The following is a 26,950-nucleotide window of genomic DNA, read 5'->3' on the forward strand; positions in this document are numbered from 1 at the left end:
AGGCGTGGAGGAGGTGCTCAGGCTTCGACTGGTGCAGGGATGGCCGCAGCTGGTGCGGGCATGGGAAGGGAGCTGGCGGCGGCTAGGGCCTGTCTTTGGGTTTCGGCCGCTAGGTATTGGCCATTGACGATCGGGGCCACCGCTTTCATCTGGTGGGAGACCGTGCAATAGCGGTGCGATTGCTGCAGATTGCCGCGCTCGACCAAGGCTTCGTTGCCCACTTTTTTACGCAGCTTGATCACCGCATCAAAGATTGCTTCCGGGCGAGGAGGGCAGCCGGGTAGATAGAGATCTACGGGGATCAACTTGTCCACGCCCCGCACGGCGGTGGTGGAATCGGCGGAAAACATGCCGCCGGTGATGGTGCAAGCGCCCATGGCGATCACATATTTAGGCTCCGGCATCTGCTCATAGAGACGCACTAGGGCAGGGGCCATTTTCATGGTCACGGTGCCGGCCACGATCAGCAGGTCGGCCTGACGTGGACTGGAGCGGGGCACTAGACCAAAGCGGTCGAAATCGAAGCGGGAGCCAATCAGGGCAGCAAATTCGATGAAGCAGCAAGCCGTGCCGTAAAGCAGGGGCCACAGACTCGAGAGGCGCGCCCAGTTGTGAATGTCATCCAGGGTGGTGAGGATGACATTTTCGGAGAGGTCCGAGGTGATCGTTGGCGTGCCAACCGGGTTGCAGCTAGCCGCCCGCAGATCCTTTAAAGCTTCTATTGAGGGTGTGTTGGTCATGGGTTCAGCTCCACTCAAGGGCGCCTTTGCGCCAGGCGTATGCGAGGGCCACTACCAGGATGGCGATGAAGATAAGGGCTTCGATAAAGGCCAGCAGGCCAAGGCGGTGAAATGCCACGGCCCAGGGGTAAAGAAAGACGGTCTCCACGTCAAAGATGACGAAGACCAAGGCAAACATGTAGTAGCGGATATTGAATTGAATCCAGGCGCCGCCAATCGGCTCCATGCCCGATTCGTAGGTGAGCTCGCGCTCGCCCTTGCGGCTCTGGGGTGACAGCAATTTGTTGGCCAGCAACGCCAGCACTGGCACCGCCGCTGAAATCAGCAGGAAGCCAACAAAAGCGTCGTAGCCGGAGAGCACGAACATGCGAGCCATACCAACCTGCCGGTTAGTCTGGCATCTGTGCCCGGGCCCTGGGGTGGCACCGATAAAGTGACTCAACCACCTGAGGCCCAGGGATGAGTTCTGATCAAGTGCCTGGGCCCCAGCCCGAAGCCAGCGAGGTCATGGAGGCCGAGCCGGGCCCCCAAGCGGAAGAGGCGCTGTCAGTGGATCCAGTGGAGGATCCAGATACGCACCGATTTGAATGCCGCAGCTGCGGTTTCGTCTACGACCCGGATGAGGGGGTGCGCAAGCTGGCCATCGCCCCCGGTACGCCCTTTAGCCAGCTTGATCCGATCGGCTTCCGCTGCCCCGTCTGCCGCAGTCGGGTGGGGGCCTTTAAGGACATCGGTCCCCGCAATAAGCCCAGCGGCTTCGAAGAAAACCTCAACTTCGGGTTGGGCGTCAACAAGCTCACCCCAGGCCAGAAGAATGTCTTGATCTTCGGGGGCTTCGCTTTGGCTTTTGCCTTCTTCCTCTCCCTCTACTCCCTGCGCTGATGACCAGTCTTCCCCTGTTCCGCAAGCTTCAGGCCCTAATGCGGCCCCTAGTGAGCTTGCTGCTCGTTGCTGGGCTGGGCTTTGGCCTCTCCGGCTGTGTCACCACCGGGTTGCCTGTGGCAGCCGCAAGCCCCTGGCAAGCAGTGCCTTTGGCCACAAAGGCCAATCCCCTGGATGTGGCCTTCACCGATGACCGCCACGGCTTCCTGGTGGGTAGCAACAGATTGATACTGGAAACCAACGATGGAGGTGCCAGCTGGGCTGAGCGGGCCCTCGACCTGCCGGAAGAGGAAAACTTCCGTTTGATCAGCCTTGATTTCCGCGGCGATGAGGGCTGGATTGCCGGCCAGCCTGGTTTGTTGCTGCACACCACGGACGGGGGCCAAAACTGGAGCCGTCTTTTCCTGGATACCAAGCTGCCAGGTGAGCCGTACTTGATCACGGCTTTGGGGCCAGATCAGGCCGAGCTGGCCACCAATGTGGGAGCGATCTATCAAACCCGTGATGGCGGCACCAATTGGCAAGCCGATGTGGATGACGCTGCCGGGGCCGTGCGGGAGCTGCGCCGCTTTGGCGATGGTCGTTATGTAAGCGTCAGTGGACTGGGCAATTTCTTCTCCACTTGGCAGCCAGGGGATGGCACCTGGCAGCCCCACCAACGGATGAGCAGCCAGCGCCTCCAGTCTATGGGCTTCCAGCCCGATGGCTCCCTCTGGATGTTGGCCCGTGGAGCCCAGATCCGCTTTAACCCAGATGCCAGCAACGTTGAGGAGTGGGGCAAGGCGGTGGTGCCGATCACGAATGGCTTCGGTTATCTCGACATGGCCTGGGCTCCTGATGGCTCGATCTGGACAGGCGGCGGCAGCGGCACCTTGTTGATGTCCAGCGACGGTGGCAAAAGCTGGCAGAAAGATCCGGTGGGCGCCGAGCAGCCCTCCAACTTCACCCGCATCAGCTTTAAGTCAGATGGCAAGGGCTTCGTGCTTGGTGAACGGGGATCCCTACTGCGCTGGGTGGGCTGATCCCGCCCCGTCCAGCTGCTGCGGTCGCCAACTTCTGTAACCAAGGCGCCATTCCGGCCCCGTCCTCCCCCGGCTCACCCTTAAGATCATTGAGCTGAACGCTTGTCGCTATGGCTGCCGGCTCAACTGGAGAACGCCCGTTCTTCGAGATCATCACGAGCATTCGTTACTGGGTAATCCATGCGGTTACCCTGCCCGCCATCTTTTTGGCCGGCTTCATGTTCGTTTCTACGGGCTTGGCCTATGACGCCTTTGGAACCCCTCGCCCTGACGCCTATTTTCAGGCTCAGGAGAGCAAAGCTCCAGTGGTGAGCCGGCGTTACGAGGGCAAGACCCAACTTGACCAGCGCTTGCAATAAGTCATGACCCAAGCACCTGTTTCCACCACTCCCCGCAACTATCCGATCTTCACGGTTCGGTGGCTGTCTGTTCATGCCCTCGGCGTTCCCACGGTCTTTTTCCTGGGATGTCTTGCGGCTATGCAATTTGTTCGCCGCTGAGTCGGTAATCGCTCGTCAGCCATGCAACGCTCTCCAAATCCCAATAATTTGCCGGTTGAACTAAACCGCACCAGCTTGTTTCTGGGCCTGTTGTTCGTTTTCACGATCGGCATCCTTTTTTCAAGCTATTTCTTTAACTGACCCCTCTTCACGTAACCCGGAGAGCTCCCGATGAGCGGCAAGAAGTCCAACCTGCCTGATGGCCGGATTCCAGATCGTCTGCCCGATGGTCGTCCTGCAGTTGCTTGGCGCTCTCGCTGGACCGAAGGGGTTTTGCCCCTTTGGCTGGTCGCAACGGCCGGCGGCATGGCAGTAATTTTTGTTGTTGGGCTGTTTTTCTACGGCTCATACGTGGGCGTTGGTTCCGCCTGAGTTGGCTTCCGATCTGATTCTTGATTCCCTGCAGAATTGCCGTTTTCGGCAGGTCTGCAGGGTTTTTTGATGGGCCGTTTTGGTGAAAAAACGAACCCTGCTCAATAACCGACTGCTGGCCAGCCTTGCCGGCGCTGCGCTCAATTGCTACGGGGAGCTGTTTGTGCGTACCTCGCGGATCCGCATTCAGGCCCATCCCGACACCTATCGGTTGGTTCAGGAACAGGGGGCCGCAGTGATTTATGCCCTCTGGCATCGCCATGCTTTTTTTATACCCCTGTTGCGTCGCTTTGATCGGCGCCGGGTGGCTGTGCTGCTCAGTAGCCATCGGGATGCCCAGATCGTTGCCGTGGCAGTGCGCTTACGCGGTTTGGAGGTGGTGGAGGGTTCCTCCACCCGTGGTGGCCTGCAGGCCTATCACTTCCTGCGCCGGGCTCTGCAGCAATGCCAGCCTGTTTGCATCACCCCAGATGGGCCAAAGGGTCCGGCTGAGTTGGTCAAAAGTGGGGTAATTCATCTTGCCCAGCAATCGGGCTGCCCGATTGTGCCGGTTTCTGTTTCCTGCTCCCGCAGCTATCGCTTGCGCTCCTGGGACCGGTCGGTGTTGCCCTTGCCCCTGTCGCGAGTGGTTGTGCAGCTGGGCGAGCCGCTATGGCTGCACAACAGCTTGGTGGATAGCCAGGAGCTGCTGGCGGAGCGATTGCGCCATGGGGCTGATCTGGCTGGTGAGTGCCCGTGAAGCGAGCTAAGGCCTGGTTGCTGCTGGGGCTCTATCGACTGCTCTCCCTTGGCCTGACCCCGTTCTGGCTGGTCTTGTTGCTGGTCCGCCTGGCCAAGGCCAAGGAGGATCCCCGCAGGCTGGGGGAGCGCCTGGGCTGGCCCAGCCGCCGCCGCCCAGCTGGTCCGCTGCTGTGGTTTCACGCCGCCAGTGTGGGCGAACTAAACAGCCTGTTGCCCGTGTTGCGAGCGCTGGATCAGGGTGTTGGAGCGCCAGTGCTGCTGGTGACAACGGTGACACGCACCTCCGCCGCCCTGGCTGGCCGGGTATTGCCGCCTGCTGCGATTCACCAATACGTGCCGATAGATCATTGGCTGGCCCTGTTGCCCTTTCGCTGCTATTGGCGGCCCTGTCTGGGGGTATTGGCGGAGGCGGAGCTCTGGCCTGAGCTGGTGCAGGCGATGCCCCACCTGCACTTGATCAATGCCCGCATGAGCCAACGCTCCTACCTGCGGCATCGGCGGTTCCCTGTTTATGCCGGCTGGTTGCTGGCGCGGGTGGAGGTATGCCTGGCCCAGTCCCAGGACGATGCCGAGCGTTTTCGGCGTCTGGGGGCCCGCGATGTGCGCGCCCTGGGCTCCACCAAGCTCGATGCCGATCCGCCGCCGGTCAATAGCGTTCATCTTGAGCTGGTGCAGCAGGTGTTTGCCGGCAGGTCGCTGCTGCTGCTGGCCAGCAGCCATGCCGGTGAAGAGCGGCAATGGCTTGAAGCCTGGGTGGAAAACAAGCTGACGCAGCGCCCATTTGGACTGCTGTTGGCACCGCGCCATCCCCAGCGGGCCCCGGAGGTGCTTGCACAAGCGCGGGAGCTGGGCCTGTCGGCGGCGCTCTGGAGTGACCTGGCTGGCGGGGGCTTGGCTCCTAACCCCGATGTGCTGGTGGCTGATGTAATTGGCGAGATGGGCACCTGGATCAGTGCAGCGGCCGTAGTGGTGATGGGGGGTAGTTTTTATCCGCAGGGCCGGGCCCTTGGCGGCCAGAACCCCCTGGAGCCCGTGGCCCTGGGGCGTCCCGTGCTCTGCGGCCCCGATATGGCCAACTTTTCTGACCTGCTGGAGCCGTTGCTGGCGGCTGGCTGCCTCCAGCAGTGCGCCGATGTGGCAGCAGCTCTGGCGGCTGCCCTGCCCCTGCTGGTTCAGCCATTGCCGCAGCGGCATGGGGAGGGCCTGCGCTTGCGCGGCCCCTCCCAGCTGCTTGCTTCACTGCTGCTCAAGCAGTGCCGCTCAAGCAGTGCCGCTGAAGAGTGCCGCTGATTCACTGCCGCTGATTCGATGCAATTAATGAGATGCCGATGATCTAATGCCATTAACTACGCCGCGTTTTTGGTATCAGCGCCGCCGTGGCTGGCAGGCCTGGCTGCTCTGGCCACTGGGCTGGCTTTATGGCTGCGCCGTGACTTTGCACCGGCGCGGTACTCGCCCTTGGCGTTGTTCGGTGCCGGTGCTCTCGATAGGCAACCTCACCCTGGGGGGGACGGGCAAGACCCCTCTGGGGATTGCCTTGGCCCAGGGCCTTGAGAAGCGCGGCTGGCGGGTGGCGGTGCTGCTGCGTGGCTATGGCACCCGGCGCCGAAACTCGTGCCTGGTTTCTGCGACCAGCTCCTGCGCGGAGGTGGGGGATGAGGCCCTGGAGTACGCCCAAAGCCTCGGGGAGGGTGTGGCGTGGGTGGGCTCGAACCGCTGCCGGAGTGCGGCGTTGGCAGTGGCGGCTGGGGCCACTGTGATCTTGCTGGACGATGGTTTGCAGCACTGGCGTTTGGGCCGTGATTTGGACCTGTCCCTGCTGGATCGAAAGCACGGACTGGGAAACCGTCTGGTGTTTCCGGCGGGCCCGCTACGCGAGCCCCTGGATCAATTGGCCCGGGCCGATGGGCTTGTGTTCACCGGTGCAGAGCCTGTTGAGCCGTTGCCGCCCGTTCCCGTGGGTTGGCCGAGCCACAAGCCACGCTTTGCCGTGCGCTTCTGTTTACTGCCGCCGCCCCAGCTCCAGCAGGAGCGTCTGGTGGCCTTCTGCGGTATCGGCTTGCCGGAGAAGTTTTTTTCAGCTCTGCGGGCCTGCGGACTCCAGCTGGTGGCAACGGAATCCTTCCCGGATCACCACGTTTATGCTGAATCAGACCTGAAGGGTTTGTTGGATTTGGCCCATGCCAATGGCGCACGGTTGGTCACCACCGTCAAAGATGGTCAACGCCTGCCCCACCGTTATCGCCAGGTTGTGAGCTTGGTGCCGCTTCAGGTGGACAGTGCCAGTCTGGCTCCCTTACTGAATTGGCTGGATCAGCGTCTTTGTGCTCTGTCGAATGTTCGGTTCCATGGTTGATCTGGGACGGCGGCGGGTTTTGTTTGTGGCAGGTGAGGCGTCGGGAGATCTCCATGGCGGTTTCTTGGTGCGCGAGCTGCAGCGCCAAGTGCCTGGGGTAGAGATAGCAGGGGTGGGCGGTGACCAACTGCGCGCCTGTGGCATCGACATCCTGGCCGACGTGCGAGTGCTTTCTGCGGTTGGCTTGGTGGAGATCATCGGTAGTCTTCGCCGTCACCACCGCGTGATGGAGTTGTTGAAGCATCAGATGGATAACCATCGCCCAGATGTGGTGGTGCTGGTTGACTATCCCGGCTTCAATATGTTTGTGGCTAAGGAGGCTAAGAAGCGCGGCATTCCTGTGTTTTTCTACATTGCACCCCAGGTTTGGGCCTGGGGCCAGGGAAGGGCCAAAAAGATGGAGCGAATAATTGAGCGCCTGGCGGTAATTTTCCCGTTTGAGGAGCCCATCTTTAATGCCCATGGCCGCGACTTTGCTCGCTATGTGGGCCATCCACTAGTGGATGAGCTCCAAGTCAGTTGCTCCCGTGAGCAGACGCGGCTTCGCCATGGGTTATCTCTGGAGCAGTCCTTGCTTGTTTTGATGCCTGGCAGCCGCAGGGCTGAGGTGCGGATGCTGTTGCCCACCATGCTGAAAGCTGCCAACCAGCTCAAACTCGATGGTTGGCAGGTTGTCTTACTGAAGGCGCCCACCATCGATCGCTCCTATTTGGAGCAGGCGAATGGTGGAGAGGCACTGCCGGTTCCCCTGGTTGATGGCGACGCCCATAACCTGCTGCATGCTGCCGACGCTGGTGTGATCGCCTCTGGCACAGCCACCCTCGAAGCGGCCTTGCTGGGTTGTCCCCATGTGATTCTTTATCGCTTCTCCTGGCTTACCTATTTGATTGCCAGGCTGGTAATTGGCCAGCGCTCAATGGGTCTACCCAATGTTATCCTCGGGCGACAGTTGTTTCCCGAGTTAGTTCAGAGGCATGTGACGGCTGACAAAATTGTGAGATCCCTCCACAGCCTTGAGCGTAATCGGGCCTTGTTTAATCAATCTGTGCAGGAGTTGCAGGCAACCATGGGCCCCCCTGGTGCATCCAGGCGAGCGGCCGATGAATTAGTAGGCTTGCTTAAATGAGTGCACAAATTTATCAACGGCTGGCCTTTTATGGACGCAGCCATTTGTGGCCGGGCTTTTCTCTAGCCCTATTCTTTAATTTTCTGTATGGCGCGTCCACTGGCTTTGTGCCATTGGTAATTCGCTACCTTTTTGATGATATCTTGCCTTCGAGTGATCGAAGCCGCTTGTATTTGGCGCCTGTAATTATACTTGTGGTGATAGTGCTAAGGGCGGTATCTCAATATCTAGGATCTTATCTGACTGAGGCCGTTGGTCAGTCGATTACGGCTGACTTGCGCCATCAGCTTGCTGAGCGAATATTGGATTTGCCCCAGTCCTACGTGGATCGCAATTCCTCCACCGTGTTGGTGTCTCGAGTGCTCACTGATGTTTCACTCGTCAAGAGCGGAATTGTTGACGGCTTTTCGTCTATATTTAAAGATTCCCTGACCCTGATAGTTCTGGTTTGTGTGGCTTTTTATCAAGATTGGCTGCTATCGTTAATTGCTTTCATTCTTTTCCCGCTGGCTATATTGCCGATTCTTAATTCTTCTAAAAAAGTCAGACGTCATTCTAGTAAAGGGCAGCTGAGTCTGGCCAAGTTGGCTTCATTCCTCCAGGAGTCCGTAATCGGTTTGCGGGTGGTCAAGATCTTCGGTATGCAGGCCTATGAGTTGTCGAGGTTTGATCAAGAGAATCAAACGGTTTTAAAGGCTGCTCTGAAGACAACTCGGGCCAAGCTTGCCAATCAGCCATTAATGGAGGTAATAGGCGCGATTGGCTTTAGTGCAGTTTTAGTATATGGCGGTGAAAACGTAATTGCTGGCACGCGTACCACTGGTAACTTCTTTGCCTTTTTGACCTCTCTCTATCTGTGTTATGCGCCCTTTAAGGGGATTGCTAGATCTAATTCTATATTGCAGCAAGGTGTCTCTGCCGCCAGTGATTTATTCAATATTCTCGACACTAAGCCTGAGCCTCCTGAGGCTTCCAGCCCCCAGTCCTTAAACAGTGTTTCTGAAGGCCTTGTGGCCAGGAATGTCTGTTTCGGTTATGGCGATGAACTGGTTATCGATGACTTATCGTTAGAGCTGCCTTGCAGCGGCACTGTCGCATTGGTTGGACCTAGTGGTGGCGGTAAAAGTACCATAATTGACTTATTGTGTCGCTTTTACGACCCCAGCTCAGGAGTTATATCTATTGATGGCATTGATATTCGCCAGCTTTCTCTGGCATCCTTGCGCTCCTTGATTTCAGTTGTTGATCAAAATACATTTCTTTTTAACGACACTGTTGCTAACAATATTGCCTATGGTTTGTCTTCGGCTTCGTCGCCCCAAATTGAGGCTGCTGCAAGGGCTGCGAATGCTCATGATTTCATTATTCAACTGCCCGAGGGCTATGCCACCCTTATTGGAGAAAACGGCACGATGCTCTCTGGCGGCCAGCGTCAGCGAATTGCAATTGCGCGCGCACTGATTAAGGATGCGCCCTTGCTGTTTCTGGACGAGGCCACCTCTGCCCTCGACTCAGCCTCTGAGCAGGTAGTGCAAGAAGCTCTAGACCGATTGATGGCTGACCGCACCACCTTGGTGGTGGCCCATCGCCTCTCCACTGTGGTGAATGCCGACTGCATTTGTGTGATTTCGGGTGGCCGAGTGGTTGAGTCGGGAAATCACGCCACCCTGCTGGCTCGCGGCGGCACTTATGCCGACCTATTTTCGACACAATTCGCAAACGCCGACGCGGGATCGCCAGGATGACAGTTGCCGCCTCTCAGCCCACCGGTTTTCAGCCCGCCTATGAGCGCCACGATTGGTCCAGCGCCTTTCGCAACGTCGGTGTTGAACTAAGCGACGTTCCCTTAGAGCCCGTGCGCGGCACGATCCCGGCTGAGCTCAAGGGCACTTTGTTCCGCAATGGGCCAGGCCGGCTCGAGCGGGGTGGCCAGTGGGTTCATCACCCATTTGATGGCGACGGCATGATCAGCGCCTTCCGGTTTGAAGGGGGGCAGGCACGACTCACCAACCGCTTTGTGCGCACCGAGGGCTGGCTGGCTGAGGAGCAGGCCGGTCGCTTCGTTTACCGGGGGGTCTTCGGCACCCAAAAGCCTGGAGGGCCCCTCGCCAATGCTTTTGATCTGCGCCTCAAGAACATCGCCAACACCCATGTGGTGCAGCTGGGTGACCAGCTGCTGGCGCTCTGGGAAGCGGCCGAGCCCCACGCCCTTGATCCACGCACCCTCGAGACCAGGGGGCTCTCGCGGCTGGAGGGTCTGCTCAAGCCAGGAGAAGCTTTCAGCGCCCACCCCCGCTTCGATCCAGGTCACCACGGCGAGCCCCGCATGGTCACCTTCGGCGTCAAGGCGGGCCCCACCAGCACCATTCGCTTGATGGAATTTGCCAGCGCAGACCAGCCAGATCGTGTGCGCGCCGGCGATCTGGTGGCTGACAGTCGCCACAGCTTCAAGGGTTTTGCCTTCCTGCATGATTTTGCGATCACACCCAGCTGGGCTGTGTTTCTGCAGAACGCTGTGGCGTTTAACCCCCTGCCGTTTGTGCTCGGGCAGAAGGGGGCGGCCCAATGCCTGGCTTCCAAGCCCGGAGAGGCCGGCCAGTTTTGGTTGGTGCCTCGCCAGCCGGGTCATCACGCTGGCGCCCGCCCCCTGCTGCTACCTGCTCCTGAAGGCTTTGTCTTCCACCACCTCAATGCCTTTGAGGATCCGGCCACGGGCGAGGTTGTGGTGGATTCGATCTACTACGACGATTTCCCTTCGATTGGCCCGGAGGTTGATTACCGCGAAATCGATTTCGACTCGATACCTGAGGGGCAGTTGCGCCGTTGCCGGATAGACCCCAGCAGCGGCACGGTGCAGAGCGAGTGGTTGGAGCAGCGCTGCTGTGAGTTCGCCATGGTTAATCCGGCAAAGCAGGGCCTAAACGCCCGCTTCGCCTGGATGGCTGTAGCGCAGCGGGAGCGGGGTAATGATCCGCTCCAGGCGATTGAGAAGCTCGACTTGCAGACCGGCGAACGCCTGGTTTGGAGTGCGGCCCCCCGCGGCTTTGTCACCGAACCGGTGATGGTGCCCCGCCTAACTGGTGATTCACCAGAAGACAACTCTCCCGAAGACAGTCCCGCAGAAGATAGTGGCTGGGTGTTGGTGCCGGTTTGGAACGGGGCTCGCTGCGCTACGGATCTGGTGATCCTCAACGCTGCCGATATGACAGAGCAAGCCGTGCTCGAGCTTCCCCTCGCCATTCCCTACGGGCTGCACGGCAGTTGGTCTGCGACTGCCTGATCAGCTGCCCAGCAGGGAGCGCAGCTGGGGTTCCAGCTGGGCAAAAGCCCGGCCCCTGTGGCCGATCTCGCTTTTGAGGCCTTTGTCCATCTCGGCGTAGGTGAGCCCCGTGTGCGGCACAAAAAACACGGGGTCGTAGCCGAAGCCCCCACTACCCCGCGGTGTTGGCAGGATCAGCCCGGCGCAGAGGCCCTCCACCTCCAGCCGAACGCTGCCGCTCGGATCGGCCACCGCCAGGGCGGCGCTGAACTCGGCGCTGCGGTCGGTAGCGCCCTCCAGTTCTTGCAGCAGCCTGGCTATGCGGGCTGTGTCGCTGTTTGCGTAGCGGGCTGAGTGCACGCCTGGCGCGCCGCCTAAGGCATGCACACTCAGCCCTGAGTCATCGGCCAGGGCCCAGCAACCGGTGGCGCTGGCCACGGCCACCGCTTTGAGGCGCGCGTTCTCGGCAAAGGTGCTGCCGGTTTCCTCCACCTCCAAGCCATCGGGCTGGGCCTCGATTGCCAGGTTGAGTTCGGCGAGCAGGTGCTGGAACTCGCGCACCTTGCCGGCATTGCCGCTGGCGATCACCAGCTTGGTGACGGGTGAGCAGTCCATATCTGTTGTGTGCATGGCGTCAGACCGATTCCGCCAGCTGGCGGGCCCAGCTCAGCACCTCAGCCACCCGGGCTTCGCTGGGGGCTTCGCAGTAGAGCCGCAGCAGCGGCTCGGTGCCGGAGAAGCGCAACATCAGCCAGTGGCTGGGGCCTAGCCGCAGCTTCACCCCATCGGTGGTGATCACCTCCAGCACGGGGCTGCCGGCCACCTCGCTGGGAGGTGCTGCGGCCAGCTTTGCTTCGAGGCGCTCGCGGGCTGCCATGTCTGGCAGGCGTAGGTCGAGTCGGTCGTAGGCGGCAGCACCACCGCAGCGCTGCTGCAGGGCATCGATTCGCTCCCCCAGGGGCAGGCCCCCCTCCACCAGCGCTTCGATCAGCAGCAGGGCTGCAAAGGGCGCATCCCGCTCTGGCAGATGCATGCCGAAGCCCACGCCGCCTGATTCCTCGCCGCCCACCAGCACCTCGCCGCTCAGCATCTCTGCCGCGATGTATTTGAAGCCCACGGGCTTTTCCAGCACCTGGCGCTCCAGGCCTTCTGCCACAAGTTGCATCAGGTCGGAGCCGCTTACGGTTTTGATTACGCAGCCCGGCAGCTGGCGGGCCCGGGCCAGGTGGTCGATGAATAGGGGCATCAGCAGCTGGGTGCTGCAGAAGCGGCCGCGCTCATCCACGGCGGCGATGCGGTCGCCGTCGCCGTCAAACACGATCCCCATGGCGGGCCGGCCAGCTGCGGTGCTGGCGGTTACGGCCGTGATCAATTCCTGTAGGTAAGGGGCCAGCGGCTCGGGAGGGTTGCCGCCAAATAGGGGGTCCCGGTTTGCCCGAATTTCGCGGATGACGCCACTGGATCTGGCCCCATCGCCCAGCAGGGCCGGCAGCACACCGGCTGCTGAGCCGTGCATTGGATCGACAATCACCATGAGTCCCAGGCGCTCTAGGCCTGCAGCCAGGGCCGCAGTGTTCACCTTGGTCTGCAGGCCCGCCACGTAGGTGCCCAGGGCATCGAAGCGTTGGGGGTCGCCCGGGATCGGCACGGTGATGCCACCGGCTTCCAGGCGGGTTTCAACTCGGCGGGTGAAGTCACCTTCCACCGAGCCGCCGAACGGTCCTTTGATTTTTAAGCCGATCCACTCCGGCGGGTTGTGGCTGGCGGTGATCACGAGGGCGCCCAGGGCCTGGCGCTGCACCACGGCCCAGCTGCTGGCAGGGGTGGGAGTGGCTGTGGCCGAAAGCAGGGGCTCGAGGCCGCAACCTCTAACGGCGCTGCAGATCGCCTCAGCTAGTTCGGGCGCCAGAAAGCGGCGGTCGTAGCCGATCACCACCTCGCGGCTTTTCAGGCCTTCGGGGGCGGAGTGGGCCAGCTCCCGGGCTGCAGCGGCAGCAACCGGCAGCAGTCGATCCAGGGTGATGTCCACGCCGAGGATGCCGCGCCAGCCATCGGTGCCGAAGGCGATCGGGCTGGCCTCCAGGGGCAGGGGGGCTGAGGCCATGGGGGGTGGGGCATGCCGAGCTGGGGCAATTCTGCGGTGCCGGCGGCGCTCCAGCCCTAGCGTCGGGGTCTGTGGACGCCAGCATTGACTTCCCGGCCCCAAATTGAATGTTCAGGGCCCGAGCCGGCTCTCACTGATCGCTTGCTGCGCAGTTGGCTGCGATGCAGGCGCCGCGCCTGGCTGGATCGCTTTGGGGTTGCCAGCGAGCGGCAGTGGAATGCCCACCGGGCCCTGGCCTTGAGCGACCAGCTGCGCAGCTTTCAGACCCTGCTGCCTCAGCGGCCGGGCCACGGCGAGGCGGCCTGCGCCGCAGGGGCGGCTGGGGTGGTGGGCTTGCGGCTGCGGGGGGCTGGTCCCCAGGGAGTGCGATTGGAATCCCATCCCTCCCTGCTGGAGCGCATCGCTGGCCAAAGCCGTTGGGGCGCCTATGCATACCGGCCGGTATTGGCTCGCCAGGGGCGACGGCTAACCCGCGAAGCTCGGGTGGTGCTGGCGCTTTGGGGGCGCCTGTTGGCGGAGCACCAGCAGGCACCAGTGCCCCATGGTCTGGTGGTGGCTGGTGAAGGCAGGTTCCTGCAGCGGGAGCGCCTGGCATTGGCTAGCGGCCTGCAGCACCAGCTCGATGAGAGCCTGCAGCGTCTCGCCGCTGATCTTGCCCAGTCCACGCCACCGCACTTGGTGAGCGATCGCAAAAAGTGCACCCTGTGCAGCTGGCGAGGCGTCTGCGATAAGGAGGCCGCCGCCATGGGGCATCTCAGCGAGGTGAGTGGCATCGGCGGTAAGCGCCGCGAGATGTTGCTGGAGCAGGGGGTCACCACCCTGCCGGATCTGGCTGCCCGTGATCCAGAGCTGTTGGCCGAGGCCCTAGCCGCCTACGGAGAGCAGCACCGCGAGATTGCCGCGGAGTTGGTGGCCCAGGCCCGGGTGCAGGCCTCTGGCCTGCCGCAGCGCCTTGGCCGTGGGCCGGTCTTGCCCGAGTTGGCAGCAGCACCTGGTGTGCTGCTCTACGACATCGAATCCGATCCCGATGCCCGCGATGATTTCCTGCACGGCTTTGTGGTGCTGGAGAGCGACGGGGCGGGGGGCTGGCTAGAGCAGTCAGCCCGCTACCAGCCCCTGCTGGCCTTGCAGGAGCATGGTGAGCAGCGCCTCTGGCAGCGATTGCAGCGTTTGCTCGCCCGCTATCCCGATTGGCCGGTGTTGCATTACGGCGAAACCGAGGTGATTGGCCTGGTGCGCCTGGCCCAGCGCCAGGGGGCCAGTGAGGCTGAGGTGGCCCGGTTGCGGGGCAGGATGCTGGATGTGCACGCCCGGCTGCGGCGCCACTGGCGCTTACCGGTGAGCAGCTACGGGCTCAAGACGGTGGCCGGCTGGCTGGGCTTTGCCTGGAGCCAGAAAGGGGTAGATGGGGCCCGCTGCCTGCTTTGGTGGCGCCAGTGGCGTCAATGGCACCGCCAAGGCGGTAGCCGGGGCCAGGCCAGTCGCTATCAGTTGCAGCGGATATTTCTCTACAACCGCGATGACAGCCTGGCCACCTGGGCAGTGGTGCGCTGGCTACTGGCTCAGCCCTAACGCTTCTGGACTTCAGATTCAGGACTGAAGATTCAGGGCTGAAGTTTCAGGACTTACGGCCGGCACCGACCGGTGGATCAACCCAGGCTGGCGGGCGAGATAGCTCCAGCAGCGCGCCATCGGGATCGGGGCCGGCGCGCAGGCAGGTTTGTTGAAGCGACTGGCGGCGCACCAGGGCTAGGCCAATCCAGAGGCCATCTTCCAGGGCCAGGCTGGAGGTGATCAGACCCGCCCGGGGGCTGCTGGGCTCGCCGCCCGTCAAGACTGTGCCTGGCTCTCCAGGATCCTGGGTTCCGCGCCAGAACCAGCGCCGCAGCTGTTGTTTAACGCCGTCGTAGGTGGCGAGTTTGGCCAGGGTTTCCTGGCCCACGTAGCAGCCCTTGCTGAGGCTCACCCGGTCGGCGAGCCCTACTTCGAAGGGGTTGGTTTCGTCGTTGATCTCACCTGGGGCCGCCGGCACCCCCTGCTGGATGCGCCAACGCTGCTGCTCCCTGGCCGGCAGGGGCGCTCGATCGGCTATCCAGGCGGGCAGCTCGGCGTTTTTCAGCAGGACCAACTGGCGGCCCAGCAACCAACCGCTGCCATCTTCTAGAGAAATCCAGCTCCCATCAGCAACCTGGGGCAGGGCGCCGCAGCCATCCCCAAGCGGAGTGATTAAACGCACCGGAGTTACCGGACCCAGTTGCACTCGATCGGCGGGGAACAGCACCCGCTCAAGGCCCTGCCAAAGGGCGGTGCCATCAGCGCCGCGCAGCAGCAGCCAGGCCCCATCCCTATCCACCAACACCTCAGCGAGGGCTCGCAGACGACCGGTGGCTGTGGTGCAACAGCTGGGTATCCAGCTGCCGGGCTGCTGGCCTTCGATTGCCGAGCTGGTTTGGCCGTGTAGAAATCTGCCCGAATCTGGGCCATCCAGGCGGATCAGGTAGCCCGCTTGTTCGGTTCGAGACGGGCCGCTGGGCTGCCAGCCCCAGGGATCGGAGCTCATGAGTTGGCCAGGTCCGCGGCGGTGGCAGCCACCTCGTCCAGCAGAAACAGGCTGCGCAGCTCGAGCCCGGCAGCCGTCATCGCCTCGATCCCCCCCTCCTGGCGATCCACGATTGTCACTACCCGGTTCACTGTGTAGCCAGCCTCCCGCAGCTGCTGCACGGCCTTTAGGGAAGAGCCGCCGGTGGTGACTACGTCTTCAAGCACGGTGATGGTGCTTCCCTGTTCAGGCAGCGGCCCCTCCAGCCAGGCACCGGTGCCGTGGCCCTTGGCCTCTTTGCGCACGATCAGAGCATTGAGCTCCTGGCCCACCAAGGCAGCCATCATTGCCACTGCGCTCACCAGGGGATCTGCCCCCAGGGTGAGGCCGGCCACCGCCCGCGCTTCCGCTTCCACCTGCTCGAGCATTAGGGCGCCGAGCAGGGCCAAGCCGGTACCACTGAGGCTGACTGGCTTGCAATTGACGTAGTGGTGGCTGCTGCGCCCGGAGGCCAAGGTGAAGTTGCCGTGGCGGTAGGCCTGGGAGGCGAGCAGGGGAAGCAGGGCCAGGCGCATTTCTGCGGGGCTGGCAGTGAATGCCGGGGCAGCCAGGGAAACGGTCGACAAGATCTGGTGCATTCGCGATTGGTTGATTAGTTTGCGATCATCACGACAGGATCAGCCCTGGGCTGGTGGGATCAATGGCTTACGGCACCAACTTAAGGTTCACTTTGGGTTTGGCCGTAGGCGCATTGTCTCTGGTAGGAGCCTGGTCTTTGGTAGGAGCTTGGTCTTTGGTAGGAGCCTTGGTCTCGAGCCCTGCAGCGGCGGGCCCAGTGGTTTGCACCACGACCTTGGAGGCCCCAAACAGCAGTGGGCAGGCACTCAATGGGGGAGCTGCCGGACCCGTTGAAGTTACCCGCTGTGGCGTCGTGCAGACCACGCCCCAGCTGATGGAGCAACGCTTTTTCAGCTACACGGCACCCTTTGCTCGCGGCGTGAGCCTCACCAATCAAATCACCGATCTATTTGGCATCGCCATGGGTGGTGGTGATGGCACCAGGGTGATGGGCTTCGGCTTCCCCGATCAAACGATCATCTGGGATGGCACGGCAGTGGAAAATACTTATCAAGTGTTACTTCAGCAGCAGAGTGATCCCATGCCCTGGCGTACGGGGGATGTGTCAAACGGCTATTCAGGCAGGCTGGGATCCGCTGGCTCCCAGCCTGATGGCCCAGGCTGGCAGGATGGCGGTGCCAGCTACAGCGCTCCGGTGCGCGGCCTCTGGTAGCGCTGCTGGCGAGGGGGTCTAGCAATCTGGTGAATGCAGCGAACTCATAATTCGCCTTAGCCGAGTTCGATCCTCGGGACCCCCATTTCACCTTGGTTCAATCAACCCCTACGGTCTGATTGCCCAGCAACCCCTATCGTCAGAGCACTGCTGGCTCTCCTGGCGGAGCTTCCTGTGATTCAAGTCCTGGCGCTGGCCATTTTGCTGGCTCTGCTGGCTTTTTTTGCCGCTGGGGAATTCGCCCTGATTCGCCTGCGGCCTAGCCGGGTGCAGCAACTGCAGGAGGCGGGTGAGCCCGGTGCCCAAGCCGTTGCCAAGCTGCAGCATCGGCTCCGGCGAGTGCTGGTGGCTACCCAGCTGGGTACGGCGCTCGCTTTGGTGGCATTGGGCTGGGCCGGTCGCGGCTTGGCTGAACAGCTCGGCATAGCTATGGCCGCCAAAAGTGGTGCTGGAGCCATTCCCCAGGTTTGGCTTGATGCCGGTTTATTTCTTGTACTGGTGTTGCTTGCCACCGTGCTGGGCGGCTTACTACCCAAGGCCTGGGTGTTGCATCGTCCCGAAAGCTCGGCTCTGCGACTGGCGCCGTTGCTGGCTGCGGTGAGTCGCAATCTGGCCCCCTTGCTTTCCCTGATTGAGCGTTGCAGCGGTGTGCTGCTGCACCTGCTGGGCTTACCCCGTAACTGGGATGAGCTGGTGCCTGCCCTGTCGGCTGGCGAGCTTGAAACCTTGATCGAAACCGGCAACGTCACCGGTCTGATGCCCGACGAACGCAACATATTGGAGGGAGTCTTTTCGCTGAGGGACACCCTGGTGCGGGAGGTGATGGTGCCCCGATCCGGCATGGTCACCCTGCCCCTGGATGTGAGTTTTGCCGAGCTGATGCGCGAGGTTCATGACACCGCCCACGCCCGCTTCCCGGTGATCGGCAGCTCCCTCGACGACGTGCGTGGCGTGCTGGACCTGCGGCGTCTTGCTGATCCCATTGCCAGGGGCATGCTCAGCGCCGACACTCCCCTTGCTCCCTACATCACCCCCGTGGCCCTGGTGCAGGAGAGCACTTCCCTAGCGGAACTCCTGCCCCTGATTCGCAGTGGTCAGCCCCTGCTGGTGGTGGTTGATGAGCATGGTGGTACGGAGGGGCTAGTTACTGTGGCCGACCTCACCAGCGAGATTGTCGGAGAGGAAGAAGATTCCCTTGAGGCGGCCCAGGATCTGCAGAAACTCGGCGAAGGCTGCTGGTCGGTGGCAGGGGACCTGGAAATCTTCGAACTCAACAGGCAGCTGGCGCTGCAGTTGCCTGAGGCGGAAGGTCATCACACGCTTGCTGGCTTCCTGCTTGAGCGCTTGCAGCACATTCCCTCGGCAGGTGAAGGTTTGCGCTGGAAGGGCCACCAATTTCGGGTGCTGGCCATGGATGGCCCGCGCATTGAGCGAGTACAGATCGAGCGTCCAGTCGTCGAACCGGAGCGCACCGAGGGCGGCTGATCAACGGTCTGGGCCCCCGTACCCCCGATAATGCCCATAGTTGAGAGCCCCGGCCTTGAACCCTGTGCGCGTGGGTGTCATCGGCATCGGCAACATGGGTTGGCACCACGCCCGGGTGCTGAGCCTGATCAAAGACGCCGAACTGGTGTGGGTGGCCGATCCAGATGGGAGCCGCGGACAGCTAGCTACCGAGCAGTTCGGTTGCCGCTGGTTCCCCTCCTACGAGGAAATGTTGCCCGAGGTGGACGCTGTTTGTATCGCCGTGCCCACCCTGCTTCACCACCGAGTCGGTTTGGCCTGCCTGATGGCCGGGGTGCACGTGCTGATCGAGAAGCCGATCGCGGCTAGTCAGGAGGAGGCGGTTGAGTTGATCCATGCGGCTGAGCAGGCTGGTCGTCTGTTGCAGGTGGGCCATATCGAGCGCTTCAATCCCGCCTTCCGGGAATTGGTCAAGGTTGTGGCTAATGAGGAGGTGGTAGTGCTTGAAGCGCGCCGTCACAGTCCCAACCCAGACCGCGCTAATGACGTGTCGGTGGTGCTCGACCTGATGATTCACGACATTGACCTAGTGCTGGAGCTGGCTGGGGCGCCAGTGATTCGCCTGGCGGCGGCCGGCGGTCGCAGTGCTGAAGGGCCAATTGACTACGTCAACGCCACCCTGGCCTTTGCTAACGGTGTGGTGGCCAGCCTGACGGCCAGCAAGATGGCCCATCGCAAGATTCGCAGTCTTAGTGCCCACTGTCGCGGCAGCTTGGTAGAGACGGATTTTCTTAAGCGCACTTTGCACATTCATCGCCGCGCTCACGAGTCGGTGAGCGCAGATCACGGCGAGCTGGTTTACAGATCCGATGGAGTAATTGAAGAGGTCAGTACCACCTCCATTGAGCCCCTATACGCCGAACTAGAGCATTTCCTCCAGTGCGTGCGGGGTGTTGAGACCCCGGCGGTGGATGGCTTGCAGGCTTCCCGGGCTTTGCAGCTGGCCGACCTGATTGAGCAGTGCGTCGAGCAGCCCAATCTCTGCATGAGCCTGGAGGCGCCGATCTAGGTCGTCGAAGTTGCCCTGGCTGCTGGGGTTATTTCCGGGCTAGTGAGCTGGCGCAGAGCTGCCAGCTGCCAGCGGCGGCAATCAGCTGGCGAAGCCAGATAAAATTGATCCCAGGCGTCTGCCTTATGCAGGCCGTATTGGGATTCAGGAATATCCGGGTGGCGTTGCTGCCAGCCCACCCGTACGGCGTGACCGATCACCACGTCTAACACTAGGTCGTCGTCAAATACCACCTCGGGATTAGCACCCATAAAGGTGATCAAGGTGAGCAGGGTTTCCGTGCATAGCTGGCGATAGTCCGGCGCTTCGATTTTGCTAAGCAGGTGATCGACAAGGGCGGCGAAATTACGTTCGCCAGGTGTCTTTTCACTCAATAGGGGACCGCTGTCCAGTCGGTTGCGCTTCTCCAGCTTGTCGCCGATGACGATGCCGTGGCAGTGGTGCAGTAGATCCCAGATGCCGGGATAGAAATCGCGGGGTACGCGCCCTAGGGCCCCGAGGCGCAGCCGGTGTTGCAGCCAGCAGCCGCCCTTGGGTAGCTCTGCCAGCGGATCGGGAACGTCCCAACGCACCCGGCCGCTCACATGCAGTTGCTCCTGGCGCTGCAGGGAGGCTTTGGCATGTTCCAGGTCGGCCAGCACGGTCCGCAGCCGGCGCTGGATGGCGTGGGGGGGCTGATCGCAAAGGGCCTCGAAGGCGTCGATGGGGTTGAGCCCGGCTTCGCTGGCCAGTTCGCCGGTGAGCAACAGCAGCAGCTGGCCCAGTTGCAGGGTGAGGCTGCCGCTCAGCAGGGCCGGCTCGTGCCGGGCCAGGCTGTCGAGGGCAAGTAGCAATTCCTGCTGCAGCATCCATTCACGGCCGTCTTCGCCGCTGTAGCGACGGATCATGGCGGCGATGCTGGCGCTGCCCTGGGGCTCGCTGATGCGCGAATCGCTGGTGTAATTGCGACCTACCACCACCTGCTTCTGGCGCACCAGCAGGTCGGTGAGGGCATCTTCCAGCTGGGGATGGACCAGGTCCAGGGCGCCAGCCACCCGCCGCACCACGTTCCAGTCGGCTTCGGCCAGGGCGCGGCGGTAGACCTCCTCCAACAGGTCATGCAGGCGTACTGGTTGGTTGCCGGCCGGTCCCTGCAGCCGGGAGTCGGGCCCTAGGCGCCGCACCAGTTGCTCCAGCACCTCGCCCTGCTCTTCCAGGGAGGAGCTGCGCCAGAGCCGATCGGCGAGTTCGCCAATGCTGATGTCCTCGCGTTCGAGTTCTTGCTCCTCCTTGGCGCTAAGGGGGGTCTGGCTGGTGCCAGCCCGCAACGGGGTGGCTATGGGTGCAGGCGGCAGAAGCACGGCCCCCGGCGCTTGAGCGGGCAGCTCCACCCAGCTGCCCTGGTCGATGAGCTCTGCCAGCGGGGCCAGCTGCACGGGGACGCCATCCAGCTGTCCTGCCTGCAACTGCTGCCCCAGCCTTAGGAAGGCATCTGGGTTGGCCTGGAAGGCACCCTCGGCGATCGGCAGCAGCAGCAGCGGCGAGCCGCTTCCGCGCCAGTGGCGCTGCAACAGGCGCAGTTCGGCGGTCACGGCGTCCACGAGCTGCTCAGGATCGTCTGCCAGGTAGAAGGTGTCTTCCTCCAGCACGGCTGGGAAAAACGCAAAACAGCTGGTTCCCTGCCGGTAAAGGCGAGCCGTGGCCATGGTTTCCATCCGCACGGGTGGATGGCCGCTGAGGCCGAGGGCGGGGTTTGCACCTACCTGGGCCATCCGCATCGCCAGCTCCTGGGAGCCGCCGATGCGGATCGCCGGATTGGTACTGCTGGGGCCATGGGCCAGGGGCAGTCCAGCCGCCTCCAGGCTGGCTGCGATAGCCGAGTTAGCTGGCACCAGCGCCACCAGCACCCGGTCGGCGCCAAGAGTGCTGGGCCGGCGTCGCCCGGTTGGATCGAGATCGTCTGGACTTATCAATCCGGCTAGCAACAGGTCTGAGAGCCAGGTGAGGCTTTGGGTCCACAGCAAGGGCACGTTGGGGTTCGCCACTCGGCGCTGGCTGCCGGGCTGTTGCCGTTCGGCTGCTATGGCTGCTTCGGGAACGAGGTAGAGCTCGGGGAGCAGGGCGCCCTCCGCTTGCTCCAGGCTCACTTCATGGAGGCGCTGGCGCCATTGGCGGGCCTCTTCCCAGCGCTCTTCGCAGCAGGCCGTGATTAGTTCATAAGCCCAAAACAGGGGCCATTCGCATTCGATGTGCTCAAACTCCGCCAGTTCCTCCCGTTCGTAGTGCAGCCGGGTGTGGTCTTCGACCACGGTTTGGTGGCCATCGCGGCGGAAGCGTTTATATCCGTAGGCCCCACCCAGCTCGGCGCGGATCTTGGCGCGGGTGCGCCGCCTCAGCTCTGGGTCGTCCACGGCCCAGGCGGGATAGCCGATCACCGCTAGGCAGGCGCTGTCAACCTCCTTGCTCGCTGATTCCCGCGGCAGCAGGGCGTCTAGAGCTCGGCGCAGCCTCACGATGGCGTCGTGGGGGATCACCAGACAGCTGCGGCCATCACCGTGGGGTCCGTAGAGATCGAGTCCCTCCAGGGACTCCAGAGCGGCCTTGACCAGGCCAATCGAGCTGGCGTTGCGCTCTGGGAGGCCGTGGTTGCCTTTGTCGCCCCTTTCCCAAATGCCGTAGTCGGCTACGCGGTACGCACGGGCCACGTAGTACACCAGGTTTTGCACGAAGTCGCGCTCGTGGCTGCTTTGCACCACCACCAGGCCTGAGCGGGTCAGCTGGGCGAGTTGGAGCAGAAACAGCGCCGTGGCATCGAGTTGTAGATGCCCCCAGCCGTCATCGGCCACGACAGCAGCGCCGGTGGCCGTGTCGAACTTGGCGTGAATGGCATGCAGGCGATGCAGGCTGTGCTTGAAGCGCTCCACCTTCGGGGCCTGGCGCAGCATGGCGTTGAGCAGGCCGCGCATCAGTTGCAGCACCCTCGCTTCAAGCTCGTATACGCGGCGACTGGCCCCCCGCAGGCGGCGATGGGCCAGGGCAAGTCCCCAGACGCATTGGATTGAATAAACGCAGTCGCGCACCCAGGCGTCTGCGTAGTTGCCGTGCACGGTATGGGCGGTGCTGGCTGGCAGCAGTCCCGTTATCGGGTGTTGGCGGCTCAACACCACCCGATCAATTTGACTATCCAGGTTTTGCAGCAGGACCCAGGCCTGAGCCGGATCCAAGGCGGCTGAAACGGCGGGTTCAGGCTGATGGGCCGGATTGTTCAGTGGCAGGGATTGCGCCATGGATGTCCCTATGCCAGTGGTAGGCCAGCCATATATTCTCCACCCCCACCTCACCCCTGATGGCATCAACAGCAACTGAACCACTGCGCACCAGGGTTCTGGGGGTGCCGGTGAGCGTGTGTCCAGATGTGTTTGCAGCGGCCTTGGCCCTGCGGCAGCGGAGTGGTGGGCAGATCGTCACCCTGAATGCTGAGATGACGATGGCCGCTAAGGCCGATCCAGCCTTGGGGGCTGCCATCGCCGCGGCATCCCTGGTGATTCCGGATGGTGCCGGCGTGGTTTGGGCCCTAGGCCGCCAGGGCTACCGGGTGCGGCGTAGCCCTGGGATTGAACTGGCCCGTGATTTGCTCACTCACGCGGCTTCCCATGGCTGGAGGGTGGCTTTGTTGGGGGCCTCACCGCAGGTGATGGAGCAGCTCACCGCGCGCTTGCGCCAGGAGCTTCCCGGACTAAAGCTGGTGCTCCATGCCCATGGCTACCAACCGGCTGAAGCCTGGCCAAGCTTGGAGCAGCAGCTGCTGGCGGCTCGGCCCGACCTGGTGCTGGCGGCCCTAGGCGTACCCCGCCAGGAAACCTGGATTCAGCAGCTGCCTGGGCGCAGTGGCGGCCTCTGGATGGGTGTGGGCGGCAGCTTTGACGTTTGGGCTGGAGTCAAAAAAAGAGCCCCCGCCTGGATGGGAGCCCTGCAGATCGAATGGTTGTACCGGCTGATTCAGGAGCCCAGTCGCTGGCGACGGATGCTCTCCCTACCCAAATTTGCCTGGGAGGTGCTCAGGCAGGGCTGAGGCCGGATTCAGCGAAAGCCGACGGAGGCCTGCCACACGAAGGCAAGCAGCAGAAAGAACAGGGGAATGATCGGCAGGATGTCGACCAGCGGTCCGAAGGCTTGGTAGGCCTCGGGGAGTTGGGCCAGGGTTTGCAGGGCGTAGGTAGCCATCCCGGAATTCACTGAGCTAGGGGCGGACGCTACCACGTGTGGGCGGCTGGGGAGTCCGGTTCCCAGGGAGCGAAATCCTCTGCAAAACAGCCGTCGCGGATGGCCTGCCCCATGGCGGTGGAGAAGCGCACCAACTGGGTGATGTTGTGCAAGCTCAACAGGATCTTGCCCAGCAGCTCCTCGCTCTTGATTAGGTGGTGCAGGTAGGCCCTGCTGTGCTGGCGGCAGGCTGGGCAGGGGCAGCTGGCATCCATGGGGGTGTGGTCGTGGCGGAAACGGGAGTTCTTGAGGTTCCAGCGTTCGCCACCCACCAAGGCCGCTCCATGGCGGCCGAGGCGGGTGGGAATCACGCAATCAAACAGGTCGAAGCCGTTGGCCACGGCGATGGCCATTTCCCGCAGGGTGCCTATGCCCATTAGGTAGTGGGGTACGGCATCAGGCAGCAGCGGCCCCAGCTGGCGCACGATCCGATGCATTTCCTCGGTGGGCTCGCCCACACTCACGCCGCCCACGGCTATCCCGGGCAGGCCCATGGAGGCCACCACCTGGGCCGATTCCTGGCGCAGGTGGGGGAAGCAGCCCCCTTGGACGATGCCAAAGAGGGCCTGGTCGGCTTTGGTGTGGCTGGTGATGCAGCGCTCCAGCCAGCTGTGGGTGCGCCGGCAGGCGGCGGCTACGTCTGCCTCACTGGCGGGATAGGGGGGGCATTGGTCGAAGGCCATGGCCACATCGGCCCCCAGGGCCATCTGGATCGCCATCGAGCGCTCGGGGGTGAGTTCGATGCGGGCGCCGTCGCGCGGTGAGCGGAACACCACGCCGTGGTCGTCGATGGTGTTGATGTCGCCGAGGCTGAAAACCTGGAAGCCGCCGGAATCGGTGAGCATCGGCCCGTCCCAACCCATGAATCGGTGTAGACCACCGGCGTCCGCCACGATCTGCTCGCCGGGCTGCAGGTGTAGGTGATAAGTGTTGGAGAGCACCATCTGGGCGCCGGTGTCCCGCAGTTGGGACGCCGTAACCCCTTTCACCGTGGCCAGGGTGCCCACGGGCATGAACCGCGGTGTGGTGACATCGCCATGGGGGGTGTGAAAGCAGCCGCAGCGGGCCCGGGTGCGGCTGCACTGGGCTGTGATGTCGAAGGAGAATGCTGGTGGGAAGCTGATTGCGCCGAACAGGTGCTGTTCCGACGCTAGGTGTCGCTTGCTAGAGCCCGTGCCGAAGTCTTTTTCTGGGGCGATTCCCGGCTGGTTGGGCGATCTGGCCGGTGCTTGGGTTTTTTATTCGGTGCTGCCCGCCTGGCCAGGAGTGCCGCCGCGCTTTGAGCGCATTGCCCGCTTCGCACCCCTGATCGGCCTGGTGCTGGGCGGGCTGCAGGGCCTTTTCTGGTGGCTTGCCGCTGGCTGGTTGCCCCTTGGAGCCCAGGTGGCCTTGGTGCTGGCGCTCGGGTTGGTGCTCACCGGTGGCTTGCACGTTGATGGCGCAATGGATACGGCCGACGGCTTGGGTGCCGGCCCTAGGGCCTTGGAGGCGATGGCAGATAGCCGGGTGGGCGCATCGGGGGTGCAGGCCCTGGTGGTGGTGCTGCTGCTCAAGGCAGCAGCCCTGCTTTGCCTGGGGGCCGCTGCCCCGCTGGCCATGCTCTGGGCAGCTTTCTGGGGACGGGTGTCACCCCTTTTGGCCATGCAGTGGTTTCCATATTTGAGGCAGCAGGGCAGTGCTGCTTTTCACCGGCAGCACTGGCGGGGTCTGGCCGCGGAACTGGTGCCGGCCCTGCTGGTGTTCGCCCTGGCCCTGGGGCTAGCGGCCTGGACCCGCTGGCCCTGGCCCCAGGGGGTTGGTTTGCTGCCAGCGGTTCTCGTGCCCCTATGGCTCGGCCGCCGTCTCGGCGGCCATAGCGGCGATAGCTACGGAGCCTGTGTCGAATGGACAGAAGCTCTGGCCCTGCTGCTCATGGCCCTGCTGCTGGGCTTGGGGCCGCGGCTGGCAGCCTGAGGCAAAAGGCGTTGCCCCGCTCGGGCAGTTGCCGGGCAACGGCTGCTGGCGGCAACACCAGGTTGAGCTCGCCACCGAGGCTGCGGGCCAGATCCCTGGCCAGGGCCAGTCCCAGCCCCGTCCCCGGCCGCCCCTGCCCCTGCCGCCCCCGGAAACCCTGCTCAAAGATGGCCTGGCGCTCGTTTTCGGCGATCGGCTCGCCGCCATCCCACACCGTCAGTTGCCAGTCCCCAGACGCCAGGGCTTGGCAGTCCAGGCCGATGGCCGTGCCGCTGGGGCTGTATCGAAAGGCGTTGTTCAGCAGGTTGGCCAAAATTTCAGCCACGGCACCACTGTCCCCGTGCCAGTTGGGCAAGCAGGATGGCGGATGCCAGGGGCGGCCCTGCAGAGAGGCCGTGGCAGCAGCCCGCTGCACCAAGGGCTGAAGCCAGTCGAGCAGGGGTTGGCCCTCGGGCCCCACCAGCCCGGGGGGAAGTAGCAGGGGCGGCGCCGCTTCGCCGCTGACGGCGGCTTGTTCGTGGCGCCCCAGCTGGCTGAGGGCATCCACGTAGCGGTTGAGCTGGCGCTCTTCCGCCAGCAAGCCTTCCACTAGCGGTCGGTTCTGCTGGTCCTGTTCGAGGCGCCGCAGCAGTAGTTGGCCGAAGGTGCGCAGCGCGGCGAGGGGGTTGCGCAGCTGGTGCAACAGCAGGCTCAATTCGGCTTGCTGTTGCTCGAGGGTCTGCTGCAGTTGCTGTTGTTCCAGATCAAGGCAGAGCGCTTCTGTCAGACACAGGGCGACGGCCTGGAGCCGCTGCCCCAGGCTGTCTGGCCAGGGCACCACGCTGGTTTCCACCTGGATCGCGCCCAGCAGCACCCGTTGGTGGCGCAGCGGCAGCCAGCGCCGCTCCTCCGCTGGCAAGCTCAGCGGACTGCCGGCTTCGACCGCAGGCAGGGCTCGGCCATCACTGGGCCATTGGCCGATTGGTACCAGGATGGGGGCGTTGGCTTCACCGGGCTGGGTGACGTAAACCACCAGGGAGCTGAGGTCGCTGCGATCAGCGAACTGGGCTAGCTGGAAGCGCAGTAGGGCGAGAAAGCGGTTGGAGACTTGCATCTGCTGCCCTCAGCCCCGGCCCTCTTCCAATAAGTTTGGATAAGGGGTGGGAAAACCAGAAAAAAGTCTTAAGATGAGCGGTATCGACCAATACGGCGCGGTCCGCAAGCGGGCAGCGGCTCGTCGTCGTGACGCCCTCACCCTTTGTTGCCCATTCAGGCAATTCAGGCTACAGCAGTAACAGATCCAACTTTCGC

At 62.8% G+C, this 26,950-nt stretch carries 28 protein-coding genes and 1 tRNA gene; 19 read left to right on the top strand and 10 right to left on the bottom strand.

Annotated features, from left to right (window positions below; translation table 11 throughout):
• Positions 1-17: 17 nt before the first annotated feature.
• Both KBY83_RS03875 and ndhC read right to left on the bottom strand, forming a co-directional pair.
• Complete coding sequence (locus KBY83_RS03875) at positions 18-740, bottom strand: NADH dehydrogenase subunit K (RefSeq protein ID WP_106632245.1); 723 nt, start codon at positions 738-740, stop codon at positions 18-20.
• Positions 741-744: 4 nt separating this feature from the next.
• Complete coding sequence (ndhC, locus tag KBY83_RS03880; RefSeq protein ID WP_106632246.1) at positions 745-1,107, bottom strand: photosynthetic/respiratory NAD(P)H-quinone oxidoreductase subunit C; 363 nt, start codon at positions 1,105-1,107, stop codon at positions 745-747.
• A 140-nt stretch (positions 1,108-1,247) separates the two neighbouring features.
• Between ndhC and KBY83_RS03885 the strand changes: the two genes are divergently transcribed.
• From KBY83_RS03885 to KBY83_RS03940, 12 genes are all read left to right on the top strand, one after another.
• Positions 1,248-1,622 (top strand): rubredoxin, encoded by a 375-nt coding sequence (locus tag KBY83_RS03885; protein ID WP_241518273.1) that lies wholly within the window; start codon positions 1,248-1,250, stop codon positions 1,620-1,622.
• Positions 1,622-2,644 (top strand): photosynthesis system II assembly factor Ycf48, encoded by a 1,023-nt coding sequence (locus KBY83_RS03890; RefSeq protein ID WP_255018399.1) that lies wholly within the window; start codon positions 1,622-1,624, stop codon positions 2,642-2,644. Before KBY83_RS03885 ends, KBY83_RS03890 begins: the two co-directional genes overlap by 1 nt.
• 110 nt (positions 2,645-2,754) lie before the next feature.
• Positions 2,755-3,003 carry a cytochrome b559 subunit alpha gene (gene psbE / locus KBY83_RS03895; RefSeq protein WP_106632248.1) on the top strand — a complete coding sequence of 83 codons (249 nt, stop codon included), beginning with the start codon at positions 2,755-2,757 and terminating at the stop codon, positions 3,001-3,003.
• Between the two features lie 3 nt (positions 3,004-3,006).
• A complete protein-coding gene (gene psbF, locus KBY83_RS03900) occupies positions 3,007-3,144 on the top strand; it encodes a cytochrome b559 subunit beta (RefSeq protein WP_106632249.1) in 138 nt (45 codons plus the stop codon).
• A gap of 21 nt (positions 3,145-3,165) precedes the next feature.
• The gene (locus tag KBY83_RS03905; RefSeq protein WP_094559111.1) at positions 3,166-3,285 is read left to right on the top strand and encodes a photosystem II reaction center protein L; all 120 of its coding nucleotides are present in this window, start codon (positions 3,166-3,168) and stop codon (positions 3,283-3,285) included.
• Positions 3,286-3,315: 30 nt separating this feature from the next.
• Complete coding sequence (locus KBY83_RS03910; protein ID WP_094559112.1) at positions 3,316-3,516, top strand: photosystem II reaction center protein J; 201 nt, start codon at positions 3,316-3,318, stop codon at positions 3,514-3,516.
• Positions 3,517-3,598: 82 nt separating this feature from the next.
• On the top strand, positions 3,599-4,255 hold the full coding sequence (locus KBY83_RS03915) for a lysophospholipid acyltransferase family protein (protein WP_255018400.1): 657 nt from the start codon (positions 3,599-3,601) through the stop codon (positions 4,253-4,255).
• On the top strand, positions 4,252-5,547 hold the full coding sequence (locus tag KBY83_RS03920; RefSeq protein WP_255018401.1) for a glycosyltransferase N-terminal domain-containing protein: 1,296 nt from the start codon (positions 4,252-4,254) through the stop codon (positions 5,545-5,547). Before KBY83_RS03915 ends, KBY83_RS03920 begins: the two co-directional genes overlap by 4 nt.
• 46 nt (positions 5,548-5,593) lie before the next feature.
• Complete coding sequence (lpxK, locus tag KBY83_RS03925) at positions 5,594-6,613, top strand: tetraacyldisaccharide 4'-kinase (RefSeq protein ID WP_255018402.1); 1,020 nt, start codon at positions 5,594-5,596, stop codon at positions 6,611-6,613.
• A complete protein-coding gene (lpxB, locus tag KBY83_RS03930) occupies positions 6,606-7,739 on the top strand; it encodes a lipid-A-disaccharide synthase (RefSeq protein ID WP_255018403.1) in 1,134 nt (377 codons plus the stop codon). The genes lpxK and lpxB overlap by 8 nt, the downstream gene beginning before the upstream one ends.
• On the top strand, positions 7,736-9,484 hold the full coding sequence (locus tag KBY83_RS03935) for an ABC transporter ATP-binding protein (protein WP_255018404.1): 1,749 nt from the start codon (positions 7,736-7,738) through the stop codon (positions 9,482-9,484). Before lpxB ends, KBY83_RS03935 begins: the two co-directional genes overlap by 4 nt.
• Positions 9,481-11,019, top strand: coding sequence for a carotenoid oxygenase family protein (locus KBY83_RS03940; protein ID WP_255018405.1), 1,539 nt, complete (start codon positions 9,481-9,483; stop codon positions 11,017-11,019). Before KBY83_RS03935 ends, KBY83_RS03940 begins: the two co-directional genes overlap by 4 nt.
• Here KBY83_RS03940 and rdgB read toward each other — a convergent pair whose 3' ends face one another.
• Positions 11,020-11,628, bottom strand: coding sequence for an RdgB/HAM1 family non-canonical purine NTP pyrophosphatase (gene rdgB / locus KBY83_RS03945; RefSeq protein ID WP_255018406.1), 609 nt, complete (start codon positions 11,626-11,628; stop codon positions 11,020-11,022).
• A 4-nt stretch (positions 11,629-11,632) separates the two neighbouring features.
• Complete coding sequence (locus KBY83_RS03950; RefSeq protein ID WP_255018407.1) at positions 11,633-13,102, bottom strand: phosphoglucomutase/phosphomannomutase family protein; 1,470 nt, start codon at positions 13,100-13,102, stop codon at positions 11,633-11,635.
• An 84-nt stretch (positions 13,103-13,186) separates the two neighbouring features.
• Between KBY83_RS03950 and KBY83_RS03955 the strand changes: the two genes are divergently transcribed.
• Positions 13,187-14,674 carry a TM0106 family RecB-like putative nuclease gene (locus tag KBY83_RS03955; RefSeq protein ID WP_255018408.1) on the top strand — a complete coding sequence of 496 codons (1,488 nt, stop codon included), beginning with the start codon at positions 13,187-13,189 and terminating at the stop codon, positions 14,672-14,674.
• A 46-nt stretch (positions 14,675-14,720) separates the two neighbouring features.
• Here the strand turns inward: KBY83_RS03955 and KBY83_RS03960 are convergent, their stop codons facing one another.
• Together KBY83_RS03960 and pyrE are read right to left on the bottom strand one after the other, a co-directional pair.
• Positions 14,721-15,662 carry a folate-binding protein YgfZ gene (locus KBY83_RS03960; protein ID WP_255018409.1) on the bottom strand — a complete coding sequence of 314 codons (942 nt, stop codon included), beginning with the start codon at positions 15,660-15,662 and terminating at the stop codon, positions 14,721-14,723.
• Positions 15,659-16,216: an orotate phosphoribosyltransferase gene (gene pyrE / locus KBY83_RS03965; protein ID WP_255018446.1), complete on the bottom strand. Its 558-nt coding sequence runs from the start codon at positions 16,214-16,216 to the stop codon at positions 15,659-15,661. The genes KBY83_RS03960 and pyrE overlap by 4 nt, the downstream gene beginning before the upstream one ends.
• Before the next feature lie 356 nt (positions 16,217-16,572).
• On the opposite strand from pyrE, the gene KBY83_RS15390 reads away from it, so the two are divergent.
• The 4 genes from KBY83_RS15390 (at position 16,573) to KBY83_RS03985 (ending at position 19,465) form a co-directional block, all read left to right on the top strand.
• Positions 16,573-16,932: an Occludin/ELL family protein gene (locus tag KBY83_RS15390; RefSeq protein ID WP_315858934.1), complete on the top strand. Its 360-nt coding sequence runs from the start codon at positions 16,573-16,575 to the stop codon at positions 16,930-16,932.
• A gap of 12 nt (positions 16,933-16,944) precedes the next feature.
• A tRNA-Ile gene (locus KBY83_RS03975) sits at positions 16,945-17,017 on the top strand.
• Positions 17,018-17,109: 92 nt separating this feature from the next.
• Positions 17,110-18,417, top strand: coding sequence for a hemolysin family protein (locus tag KBY83_RS03980; protein ID WP_106632327.1), 1,308 nt, complete (start codon positions 17,110-17,112; stop codon positions 18,415-18,417).
• A 55-nt stretch (positions 18,418-18,472) separates the two neighbouring features.
• The gene (locus tag KBY83_RS03985; protein ID WP_255018410.1) at positions 18,473-19,465 is read left to right on the top strand and encodes a Gfo/Idh/MocA family protein; all 993 of its coding nucleotides are present in this window, start codon (positions 18,473-18,475) and stop codon (positions 19,463-19,465) included.
• On the opposite strand, the gene KBY83_RS03990 is transcribed toward KBY83_RS03985, so the two are convergent.
• Positions 19,462-22,731 (bottom strand): glycoside hydrolase family 15 protein, encoded by a 3,270-nt coding sequence (locus KBY83_RS03990; protein ID WP_255018411.1) that lies wholly within the window; start codon positions 22,729-22,731, stop codon positions 19,462-19,464. The genes KBY83_RS03985 and KBY83_RS03990 overlap by 4 nt on opposite strands.
• A gap of 59 nt (positions 22,732-22,790) precedes the next feature.
• Between KBY83_RS03990 and KBY83_RS03995 the strand changes: the two genes are divergently transcribed.
• Positions 22,791-23,516, top strand: a complete 726-nt coding sequence (locus tag KBY83_RS03995) for a WecB/TagA/CpsF family glycosyltransferase (RefSeq protein WP_255018412.1) — start codon at positions 22,791-22,793, stop codon at positions 23,514-23,516.
• Positions 23,517-23,524: 8 nt separating this feature from the next.
• On the opposite strand, the gene KBY83_RS04000 is transcribed toward KBY83_RS03995, so the two are convergent.
• Entirely contained in the window at positions 23,525-23,668 is a 144-nt protein-coding gene (locus KBY83_RS04000) for a photosystem II reaction center protein K (protein ID WP_106632264.1), read from the bottom strand.
• 29 nt (positions 23,669-23,697) lie between these two features.
• The gene (gene tgt / locus KBY83_RS04005; RefSeq protein WP_255018448.1) at positions 23,698-24,831 is read right to left on the bottom strand and encodes a tRNA guanosine(34) transglycosylase Tgt; all 1,134 of its coding nucleotides are present in this window, start codon (positions 24,829-24,831) and stop codon (positions 23,698-23,700) included.
• Between the two features lie 49 nt (positions 24,832-24,880).
• Between tgt and KBY83_RS04010 the strand changes: the two genes are divergently transcribed.
• Complete coding sequence (locus KBY83_RS04010; protein WP_241518266.1) at positions 24,881-25,660, top strand: adenosylcobinamide-GDP ribazoletransferase; 780 nt, start codon at positions 24,881-24,883, stop codon at positions 25,658-25,660.
• On the opposite strand, the gene KBY83_RS04015 is transcribed toward KBY83_RS04010, so the two are convergent.
• Positions 25,617-26,753: a sensor histidine kinase KdpD gene (locus KBY83_RS04015; RefSeq protein WP_255018413.1), complete on the bottom strand. Its 1,137-nt coding sequence runs from the start codon at positions 26,751-26,753 to the stop codon at positions 25,617-25,619. The two genes, KBY83_RS04010 and KBY83_RS04015, sit on opposite strands and share 44 nt — an antisense overlap.
• Positions 26,754-26,950 lie beyond the last annotated feature (197 nt).

The sequence above is a fragment of the Cyanobium sp. WKJ7-Wakatipu genome, assembly GCF_024345355.1.
Lineage (GTDB): Bacteria > Cyanobacteriota > Cyanobacteriia > PCC-6307 > Cyanobiaceae > Cyanobium_A > Cyanobium_A usitatum.

Excerpts from the sequence above, each read along its gene's own strand:
- KBY83_RS03875 (WP_106632245.1), bottom strand. The coding sequence starts at position 740 with ATGACCAACACACCCTCAATAGAAGCTTTAAAGGATCTGCGGGCGGCT.
- ndhC (WP_106632246.1), bottom strand. The coding sequence starts at position 1,107 with ATGTTCGTGCTCTCCGGCTACGACGCTTTTGTTGGCTTCCTGCTGATT.
- KBY83_RS03885 (WP_241518273.1), top strand. The coding sequence starts at position 1,248 with ATGGAGGCCGAGCCGGGCCCCCAAGCGGAAGAGGCGCTGTCAGTGGAT.
- KBY83_RS03890 (WP_255018399.1), top strand. The coding sequence starts at position 1,622 with ATGACCAGTCTTCCCCTGTTCCGCAAGCTTCAGGCCCTAATGCGGCCC.
- psbE (WP_106632248.1), top strand. The coding sequence starts at position 2,755 with ATGGCTGCCGGCTCAACTGGAGAACGCCCGTTCTTCGAGATCATCACG.
- psbF (WP_106632249.1), top strand. The coding sequence starts at position 3,007 with ATGACCCAAGCACCTGTTTCCACCACTCCCCGCAACTATCCGATCTTC.
- KBY83_RS03905 (WP_094559111.1), top strand. The coding sequence starts at position 3,166 with ATGCAACGCTCTCCAAATCCCAATAATTTGCCGGTTGAACTAAACCGC.
- KBY83_RS03910 (WP_094559112.1), top strand. The coding sequence starts at position 3,316 with ATGAGCGGCAAGAAGTCCAACCTGCCTGATGGCCGGATTCCAGATCGT.
- lpxK (WP_255018402.1), top strand. The coding sequence starts at position 5,594 with ATGCCATTAACTACGCCGCGTTTTTGGTATCAGCGCCGCCGTGGCTGG.
- lpxB (WP_255018403.1), top strand. The coding sequence starts at position 6,606 with ATGGTTGATCTGGGACGGCGGCGGGTTTTGTTTGTGGCAGGTGAGGCG.
- KBY83_RS03935 (WP_255018404.1), top strand. The coding sequence starts at position 7,736 with ATGAGTGCACAAATTTATCAACGGCTGGCCTTTTATGGACGCAGCCAT.
- KBY83_RS03940 (WP_255018405.1), top strand. The coding sequence starts at position 9,481 with ATGACAGTTGCCGCCTCTCAGCCCACCGGTTTTCAGCCCGCCTATGAG.
- rdgB (WP_255018406.1), bottom strand. The coding sequence starts at position 11,628 with ATGCACACAACAGATATGGACTGCTCACCCGTCACCAAGCTGGTGATC.
- KBY83_RS03950 (WP_255018407.1), bottom strand. The coding sequence starts at position 13,102 with ATGGCCTCAGCCCCCCTGCCCCTGGAGGCCAGCCCGATCGCCTTCGGC.
- KBY83_RS03960 (WP_255018409.1), bottom strand. The coding sequence starts at position 15,662 with ATGAGCTCCGATCCCTGGGGCTGGCAGCCCAGCGGCCCGTCTCGAACC.
- pyrE (WP_255018446.1), bottom strand. The coding sequence starts at position 16,216 with ATGCGCCTGGCCCTGCTTCCCCTGCTCGCCTCCCAGGCCTACCGCCAC.
- KBY83_RS03990 (WP_255018411.1), bottom strand. The coding sequence starts at position 22,731 with ATGGCGCAATCCCTGCCACTGAACAATCCGGCCCATCAGCCTGAACCC.
- KBY83_RS03995 (WP_255018412.1), top strand. The coding sequence starts at position 22,791 with ATGGCATCAACAGCAACTGAACCACTGCGCACCAGGGTTCTGGGGGTG.
- KBY83_RS04000 (WP_106632264.1), bottom strand. The coding sequence starts at position 23,668 with ATGGCTACCTACGCCCTGCAAACCCTGGCCCAACTCCCCGAGGCCTAC.
- KBY83_RS04015 (WP_255018413.1), bottom strand. The coding sequence starts at position 26,753 with ATGCAAGTCTCCAACCGCTTTCTCGCCCTACTGCGCTTCCAGCTAGCC.